Source organism: Endozoicomonas sp. SESOKO3 (assembly GCF_024606255.1).
Map to the genome: position 1 here is coordinate 1 of NZ_JAHHPR010000276.1, position 1,250 is coordinate 1,250.

The 1,250-nt window shown below is 49.7% G+C and carries 3 protein-coding genes; 1 reads left to right on the forward strand and 2 read right to left on the reverse strand.

Translation table 11 applies throughout. The features are described from left to right. Nucleotides 1-648: toprim domain-containing protein (locus KDK18_RS05090; RefSeq protein ID WP_257253661.1), on the forward strand; the 648-nt coding region annotated here is incomplete at its 5' end. A 12-nt stretch (nt 649-660) separates the two neighbouring features. On the opposite strand, the gene KDK18_RS05095 is transcribed toward KDK18_RS05090, so the two are convergent. Together KDK18_RS05095 and KDK18_RS05100 are read right to left on the reverse strand one after the other, a co-directional pair. Next, entirely contained in the window at nt 661-975 is a 315-nt protein-coding gene (locus tag KDK18_RS05095) for a HigA family addiction module antitoxin (RefSeq protein WP_257253663.1), read from the reverse strand. Between the two features lie 4 nt (nt 976-979). Then, nucleotides 980-1,250, reverse strand: a 271-nt coding sequence (locus KDK18_RS05100) for a type II toxin-antitoxin system RelE/ParE family toxin (RefSeq protein ID WP_257253664.1), incomplete at its 5' end; no start/stop codon positions are given.

Below are 1,250 nucleotides of genomic sequence, written 5' to 3' on the forward strand. Positions count from 1 at the left end.
TTCCTGGTCGAAGGCGATTCTGCAGGGGGCTCTGCAAAACAGGCACGGGATCGTGAATATCAGGCGATTCTGCCGCTACGCGGTAAAATCCTGAACACTTGGGAAGTGGATTCCAGCGAAGTACTGGCCTCTCGTGAAATTCATGATATTTCTGTCGCCCTGGGCGTTGACCCTGGTTCAGACAAACTCGACGGACTGCGCTACGGAAAAATCTGCATCCTGGCGGACGCCGACTCTGACGGTCTGCACATTGCCACTCTGCTCTGTGCACTGTTCGTACAACACTTCAAAGCTCTGGTAGAACAAGGACATATCTACGTAGCCATGCCACCTCTTTATCGAATCGATGTCGCCAAAGACGTTTACTACGCCCTCGATGAAGCAGAAAAAGAAGGTGTACTGGAACGAATCAAGGCCGAAAAGAAACGGGGCAAAGTCAACGTTCAGCGCTTCAAGGGTCTGGGAGAAATGAACCCGTTACAGCTTCGTGAAACCACCATGTCTGCCGACACTCGTCGTTTGGTTCAGTTGACACTGGAAGACTTTGAACTGACCCGTGAAGAGATGGACATGCTGCTGGCTAAAAAGCGGGCTGGCGATCGCAAGAGCTGGCTTGAGGCTAAAGGGGATTTGGTGGAGATTTCCTGAGTGTGGCTCTTATCAAGCTGTTTGTCTTTTGAACGCTGTGACAGGTCTCACAGCCTTCGACTCCTCGTTATACCGGGTCCTGGTATCCCATAAGTCGCATGCATGCTGGATATTAAGCCAGAACTCGGGAGTATTACCTAAAGCCGCCGCCAGTTTGATGGCCAGTGGTGCTGTCAGCACCGTTCTGTCATTCAGAATATTACTGACAGTATTTCTGTGGACGCCCATGGCTTCAGCCAGATCAATAATCTTCAGTTCCATCGGCTCCATGAATTCCATCCTCAGCATGTCGCCTACGGATACAGGTCTTCTCTTGGTTGCCCTCATAGTCTTATCCCTTGTAAGTGTGTGGATCAAGATGTGTGTCTACAGCCACGCCATCTATCCATTTGAATACCAGGCGGTATTGCCTGTTGACCCGGATTGAACACCATTCGCTGAGGTTGTTGGTCAAATGTTCAAACCGGTTTCCCGGCGGTATCCTTAAATCCGATTCTTTGCAAGCTCCATCCAGGATTTGTATTTTCCTGAATAGCACTGATTCAAGCTTTTTTGGTATCCGTTTGTCCTGCCTGTCATCTTCATAAAAGGACTCTAGCCAC

Excerpts from the sequence above, each read along its gene's own strand:
- KDK18_RS05095 (WP_257253663.1), bottom strand. The coding sequence starts at position 975 with ATGAGGGCAACCAAGAGAAGACCTGTATCCGTAGGCGACATGCTGAGG.